Raw genomic sequence first — 6,128 nt, 5'->3', positions numbered from 1 at the left:
TCACCAGACCGCTGATGCCATTGGGGAAGAAGCCGCCTTGCGCCCACAGGTTGGTGACGCTCGCCTCGGGGCCGCCGGTGCCGGAGATGAGCAGATAGCCACCGAAGCCAATCATGCCGATGATGGCGACCACCTTGATGATGGCGAACCAGAACTCCATCTCGCCAAACGCTTTGACGTTGGAGAGGTTGATGGCGTTGATCAGCACGAAGAAGAAGGCTGCCGACATCCAGGTCGGGATCTCTGGCCACCAGTACTGGACATAGATGCCCACCGCGGTCAGCTCGGCCATGCTCACCAGCACGTAGAGCACCCAGTAGTTCCAGCCGGACGCAAAACCGGCAAACTCGCCCCAGTATTTGTAGGCAAAGTGGCTGAAGGAGCCGGCTACCGGCTCTTCCACCACCATTTCACCGAGCTGGCGCATGATCAGGAAGGCGATAAAGCCGCCGATGGCGTAGCCCAGCAGGACCGAGGGGCCTGCCATCTTGATGGTTTGGGCAATGCCCAGAAAGAGGCCGGTGCCGATGGCGCCGCCCAAAGCAATCAACTGAATGTGGCGGTTTTTAAGGCCGCGCTTCAGCTCCTCACCGTCTTGTTTCAAATCCATGGATCTGTCCTTACGTCTCTGTTGTCTCTGGTCGGTATTGGGCTCATCCTGAGCAGGCCGCAGTGCGTAGCCAAAACCTGACGAAAGCTGTATTTATTTCGTTACGCCATGCCGTTTTCAATTTTTACTGTTGGCTGGCAACCGAAGCAGAATAGTGATAATCCGCCATGAATGCACCTGTTTTCCATGCTGAATGGCCGTGTTTTGTACCAAAGGCAGCTTTTTTATGATCTGGAGAGGCTTTCAGATAGTTTTTGGTTGATGTTTGTGCAATCGAATTCGATTTTGTTGACATTTTGCTTTGGCGGTGGGTTTTTGTTGTGTTGGGCCATAAATGGATGCAAATGATGCCAAACAAGCGAGAGTGCAGGGAAGAGTGCAGGACGTTGGAGTCCCAAGAGCGTGAAAGTGTGCTGCAACAAGGGGTTGCCCGGGGCCTGCTGGTGGCGCTCTGGTTAGGGATTGCCGCCTGTCCGCTGTTGTTACTGGTGGCCGCCACCATGCTGCTGGGCTGGCTGTTGCTCGGTGATCAGGGGTTGCTCCACTACTGGCCGTCGCTGCTACTGGTTGGTGGAGTGACGGGGGCACTTGCTGGCGGCTGGTTGGCGGAGCGGGTTCGCCTGCGCCACGGCTTGCTGGCCTTCTATGCCCGGTTGATGAACAACCCTGAGCTCAATCGTTAGTTATGTCTGGCTGTGCGCACAGCACAGTAGAGCAGAGCGGAACAGAACAGAGCGGCAGGTGACAAGCGCGCAATGACAAGGTCGGCACGCAGAGGGATAAGCATTTGTGGTACTTATCCCTTTTTCATCCATGCTTTTCACCGTCATCTATGCAAACCACAACTTACAACAGCTGACTTTTACCGCCGATCTGGGGTTTTTATCTTTTGTTGATGTCGATAGCTGTCAAGCTGGCTTAACAGAGCTGGCGGCGAAGACCGGTCGCCTCGAGGACCTTGGCGCTGATCTCCTCCACCGAGTGGGAGCTGGTATCGAGGAAGCGGATCGCCTCCTGGCGAAACAGCCGCTCCACGCAGGCCAGCTCCTGCTCGCACTGTTCGATGGAGGAGTAGCGGCTGTTGGCACGGCGCTGGTTACGGATCTCATGCAGCCGCTGCGGCGCTATGGTGAGGCCAAACAGCTTGTGACGGTTGGCCTTGAGGGGGGCGGGCAGCTCCAGCATGCCCATGTCCTGCTCGATAAAGGGGTAGTTGGCGGCACGAATGCCGAACTGCAGCGCCAGATAGAGGCTGGTGGGGGTCTTGCCGCAGCGGGAGACCCCGATCAGGATGATGTCCGCCTCATCGTACTCTTTGGTGGTGATGCCATCGTCGTTGGCCAGCGCAAAGTTGACCGCCTCGATGCGATCGTCATAGAGCTTGCGATTCTCCATGCCGTGAGTGCGGTGGAGGCGGGGCTCGGCTTTTACCCCCAGCTCCTGCTCCAGCGGGCTGACGAAGGTATTGAGAAAGTCATGGCCGCACGCTTCCGATTTGAGCACCTCTTCCCGTACCAGCGGGTCGACGATGGTGTGAAACAGGATGGGGCGCACCCCGGTCTGGCGGAACTGTTCATCGATCCGCATCCGCACCTGACGGGCTTTCTCCTGGGTCTCCACAAAGGGGATAGTGATCTGCTCGAAGGCCAGCGGAAACTGGCTCAGTACCGCGTGGCCGAACACTTCGGCGGTGATGGCGGTGCCGTCTGAAACATAAAATACGGTGTGCACGTGGGGCTCCTGTGATACCGGCGTATAGGGCCGCATGGGGTAAAGGGTGAGAAGTATCCCTCGAAACCATACCAGTTTTGTCAACCGATCTGCTGTGCCCAAGTTGTGAAGTGGCTTGCAAACCTGAATCGTTATCTTTTTGTGTCGCCATTGTAGAATGTTCCGGTCATTCGACCATCCTCAACCCTTGCTCGGGGATTTTTTTGAAAACCAGTAGAAAACGTTTTCATGGTCGTTGGCAACCAAAGAAACAGACAATAACGCACCTGACTTACCCATAACCTCATCGATTAAATCGGGCGCACGAGGTGCGATGGCATCGGTGCCCACCAATCTGGAGACATCCAAGTGCAACAGTACGTGCTCTGGTACGAACAACTCGGAATGCAGGACGTAGAACGAGTTGGCGGCAAGAACGCATCCCTTGGCGAGATGATCAGTAACCTCTCTGGCGCCGGTGTATCCGTGCCGGGGGGCTTTGCCACCACCGCCTTTGCGTTTAACGAGTTTCTGGAGTCAAGCGGCCTCAACGGCAAGATCCACCATCTGCTCGACAATCTGGACGTGGACGATATCGCTGCCCTCAACCGGGCCGGTCAGCAGATCCGCGACTGGGTGATCGACGCCCCGTTCCAGCCCGAGCTGGAGCAGGCGATCCGGGTTGCCTATGAGAAGTTGAGTGCAGGCTTGGGTGATGGCATGAGTGCCTCGTTTGCGGTGCGCTCCTCCGCCACTGCCGAGGATATGCCGGACGCCTCCTTTGCCGGTCAGCAGGAGACCTTCCTCAACGTACGTGGCATCGATGCCGTCATGACGGCGGTCAAGCATGTGTTTGCTTCTCTGTTCAACGATCGCGCCATCTCCTATCGGGTGCATCAGGGCTATGACCACAAGGGGGTTGCTCTCTCGGCCGGGGTGCAGCGGATGGTGCGCTCGGATCTCGCCGCCTCCGGCGTGATGTTTACCCTGGATACCGAGTCCGGCTTCAACGACGTGGTCTTTATCACCGGCAGTCAGGGGCTGGGGGAGATGGTGGTGCAGGGGGCCGTCAATCCGGACGAGTTCTATGTGCACAAGCCGACCCTCAAGGGCGGCCGCCCGGCGGTGGTGCGCAAGACCCTCGGCTCCAAGCTTATCAAGATGACCTACTCGGACGATGCCGGTCACGGCCGTCAGGTGAAGATTGTCGACACCGATGAGGCCGAGCGCAGCCGCTTCTGCATCACCGATGAGGAGGTAATGGCGTTGGCGAAACAGGCCCTTATCATCGAGCAGCACTATGGTCGCCCGATGGATATCGAGTGGGCCAAGGATGGGCAGGATGGCCAGCTCTACATCGTGCAGGCGCGCCCGGAAACCGTGCGCAGCCGTCAGGAGGCCAACACCCTCGAGCGTTTTGCCCTCAAGCAGTCGGGCAAGGTGCTGATCGAAGGGCGGGCCATCGGCCACAAGATTGGTGCGGGCCCGGCGCGGGTCATCTCCTCCATCAGCCAGATGGACGAGGTACAGTCCGGCGACGTGCTGGTCACCGACATGACCGACCCGGACTGGGAGCCCATCATGAAGCGGGCCTCCGCCATCGTGACCAACCGGGGCGGCCGCACCTGTCACGCTGCCATTATCGCCCGCGAGCTGGGCATTCCGGCGGTGGTGGGTTGTGGCAACGCCACCGACCATATTGAGCCGGGTCAGCGGATCACCGTCTCCTGCGCGGAAGGGGATACCGGTTTTATCTATGACGGCGAGCTGGACTTCGACGTGGCGGTGACCGAGGTGGGCAACATGCCACGGTTGCCCATCAAGATCATGATGAACGTCGGCAACCCGGACCGGGCCTTCGACTTTGCCCAACTGCCCAATGCAGGGGTGGGGTTGGCACGCCTCGAGTTCATCATCAACCGGATGATCGGGGTGCACCCCAAGGCGCTGCTGGAGTTTGACCAGCAAACGCCAGAGCTGCAGTCCACCATCGCCAAGATGATCGCCGGTTACGACAGTCCGCGTGAGTTCTACGTGGCCAAGCTGACCGAGGGGATCGCCACCCTGGGGGCGGCGTTCTGGCCGGAGCGGGTGATCGTGCGGATGTCGGACTTCAAGTCCAACGAGTACGCCAACCTGGTGGGCGGTCGTGGCTACGAGCCCCACGAGGAGAACCCGATGATCGGTTTTCGTGGCGCGTCACGCTACATCGCCGACAGCTTCCGCCCCTGCTTTGCCCTCGAGTGCGAGGCGATCAAGCGGGTGCGCGATGTGATGGGGCTGACCAACGTCGAGGTGATGATCCCCTTCGTGCGCACCGTGGGTGAGGCGGAGCAGGTGATCGAGATCCTGGCTGAGAACGGTCTGCGTCGTGGCGAGCGGGGGCTCAAGGTGATCATGATGTGCGAGATCCCGAGCAACGCCCTGCTGGCGGACAAGTTCCTCGAGCACGTGGACGGCTTTTCCATCGGCTCCAACGACATGACCCAGCTCACTCTTGGGCTGGATCGGGATTCCGGGCTGATTGCCCACCTGTTCGACGAGCGCAACGAGGCGGTCAAGGCGCTGCTGGCGATGGCGATCCAGGCTGCGCGCAAGGCGGGCAAGTATGTGGGGATCTGCGGCCAAGGCCCATCCGATCACCCGGACTTCGCTGCCTGGCTGGTGGAGCAGGGGATCGATTCGGTGTCGCTGAACCCCGATACCGTGGTCGACACCTGGCTCTATCTGGCGGAGCAGCATGGCGGCAAGTAAGCCACTGTCACAATGAACAGCACAGAAAGGGGGCCATGATGGCCCCCTTTGTTATCTGTGTGGTGCGGCCTATTTCGGCTGCTGTTCGGCCCCCGACAGCTCGATCTGTACCTTCACCCCTTCGCTCTTGAGCTTGCTGGCGATGGCGTTGAGATCGGTGCCCGGTTTGGCCTCCAGCAGGGCGATACCGCCACTGCTCTGTTTGAAGCTCAGGCCGTGGCGGCTTGCCAGTGCGGTGGCGCTGGCATCGTCAGCTTCCACCAGCAGGGTGCCGCTGACAGTGAGCTCCGGGCTGGCGGCCCCTTGCATCAGCACGTCGCCGCGGCGCAGGCTCTGCTGCGGGACCTTGCTGTCAAGACTGCGGGCGACCCGCTTCTTGCTGCCGTTGTCGGGAATGAGATAGGTCTCGCCGTTCACCTCTATGGTGCTGTACTGCTTGCCATCCATGGTGATGGACTCTTCGGCGCAGAGCTGTCCCGAGAGGGGGGCCAGCAAGGTTGCCAGAAGCAAGGTAACAGGTTTGTTCATGGTAATACTCCTAGCGTGTTAGCTGCGGTTGGCTTCGTGACCCAGGACCCGCAGGGACCATGAGATCAGCTTGCCCGGTTGGCGATTGTTGTGCTCGGTCAGGGTGGTGCGCTCCTTGGTCTCGCGATGGAGCAGAGAGACCTGGCGGGTACCGTTGGCAACGTCGGTCACCTCCAGTCGCCATTCGCCCTCGGCTGCTTCACCGTAGAACTTGTGGGAGAGCAGGCGCATGTCACGCAGCCCTTTGGTGTGCACATATCCCAGTTTTTGCTGATCAAGGGATTGACCGACCAGGCTGTTGAAGGGGTTGAGCAGGATGCTGCGGGTGCCTGAGGGAGAGACCAGCTCGATCAGCAGGTCGGGCAGGCGCTGATGATCCAGATTCACCATCACCTGAACCGCTTCCACCGTCAATGGTGTCACGATGCGTGTGGTTGAACGGGTCGGGCTGTTGCCAGTATCCGCAATGGCGGCGGCGCTGCCAGTAACGCTGGTCTTCAGCCAGGGCAGTTGCACCAGAGGGGGG

6 protein-coding genes and 1 pseudogene are annotated in these 6,128 nt (G+C 59.7%); 2 read left to right on the top strand and 5 right to left on the bottom strand.

All coding sequences use genetic code 11. The features are described 5' to 3' along the window. On the bottom strand, positions 1 to 610 hold a 610-nt coding region (locus tag LD28_RS0107500; protein WP_033136364.1), incomplete at its 3' end, for an amino acid permease. Positions 611 to 734: 124 nt separating this feature from the next. After that, positions 735 to 968, bottom strand: coding sequence for a hypothetical protein (locus LD28_RS22915; RefSeq protein WP_156120138.1), 234 nt, complete (start codon positions 966 to 968; stop codon positions 735 to 737). A 28-nt stretch (positions 969 to 996) separates the two neighbouring features. Between LD28_RS22915 and LD28_RS0107495 the strand changes: the two genes are divergently transcribed. Then, positions 997 to 1,293, top strand: coding sequence for a hypothetical protein (locus LD28_RS0107495; protein WP_241462269.1), 297 nt, complete (start codon positions 997 to 999; stop codon positions 1,291 to 1,293). A gap of 235 nt (positions 1,294 to 1,528) precedes the next feature. On the opposite strand, the gene ppsR is transcribed toward LD28_RS0107495, so the two are convergent. Continuing rightward, complete coding sequence (ppsR, locus tag LD28_RS0107490) at positions 1,529 to 2,341, bottom strand: posphoenolpyruvate synthetase regulatory kinase/phosphorylase PpsR (protein ID WP_033136363.1); 813 nt, start codon at positions 2,339 to 2,341, stop codon at positions 1,529 to 1,531. A gap of 348 nt (positions 2,342 to 2,689) precedes the next feature. Here ppsR and ppsA point away from each other — a divergent pair, with 348 nt between their 5' ends. Then, positions 2,690 to 5,074, top strand: coding sequence for a phosphoenolpyruvate synthase (gene ppsA / locus LD28_RS0107485; RefSeq protein WP_033136362.1), 2,385 nt, complete (start codon positions 2,690 to 2,692; stop codon positions 5,072 to 5,074). A 69-nt stretch (positions 5,075 to 5,143) separates the two neighbouring features. On the opposite strand, the gene LD28_RS0107480 is transcribed toward ppsA, so the two are convergent. Both LD28_RS0107480 and asp read right to left on the bottom strand, forming a co-directional pair. Next, complete coding sequence (locus LD28_RS0107480; protein ID WP_033136361.1) at positions 5,144 to 5,602, bottom strand: serine protease chaperone; 459 nt, start codon at positions 5,600 to 5,602, stop codon at positions 5,144 to 5,146. Between the two features lie 18 nt (positions 5,603 to 5,620). Then, a pseudogene (gene asp, locus LD28_RS0107475) lies at positions 5,621 to 6,128 on the bottom strand (serine protease Asp); the annotation flags it as partial.

The sequence above is a fragment of the Aeromonas finlandensis genome, assembly GCF_000764645.1.
In the GTDB taxonomy this organism is placed as follows: Bacteria; Pseudomonadota; Gammaproteobacteria; order Enterobacterales; family Aeromonadaceae; genus Aeromonas; species Aeromonas finlandensis.
Note: the sequence above shows the minus strand (reverse complement) of the source record. Positions and strands in the feature narration are given on the sequence as shown.